This window comes from Cupriavidus sp. SIMBA_020 (assembly GCF_046535395.1).
GTDB classification, from domain to species: domain Bacteria; phylum Pseudomonadota; class Gammaproteobacteria; order Burkholderiales; family Burkholderiaceae; genus Cupriavidus; species Cupriavidus campinensis.
In genome coordinates, this window is the sequence record NZ_JAWRWU010000469.1 from 1 (window position 1) to 276 (window position 276).

The window sequence follows — 276 nt, forward strand, 5'->3', positions numbered from 1 at the left end:
GCGGCACGACGCTCGAGCAGATCCGGGCGGCGGGCGCGTCCGCGTTCACGATCGGCGTCGGCGAGCAGACGCGCATGGCGGCCGAGACGCTCCATGCGCTGACCGGCGCGCCGTTCGAGATCTTCGAACGGCTCACCGGGCTCGAGCCGAACGACCGGCTGCTCGTGCGGCTCGCGCAGCTCGCCGGGCGGCCGGTGCCGGACAAGTATCGGCGGCAACGCAGCCAGTTGCTCGACGCGATGCTCGACGGCCACTTCTACACGGGCGGGATCAAGG

At 72.1% G+C, this 276-nt stretch carries 1 protein-coding gene; it reads left to right on the forward strand.

The window, feature by feature from the left end; translation table 11 throughout:
- Window positions 1-276, forward strand: a 276-nt coding sequence (locus tag SB751_RS30095; protein WP_410749032.1) for a nitrogenase component 1, incomplete at both ends; no start/stop codon positions are given.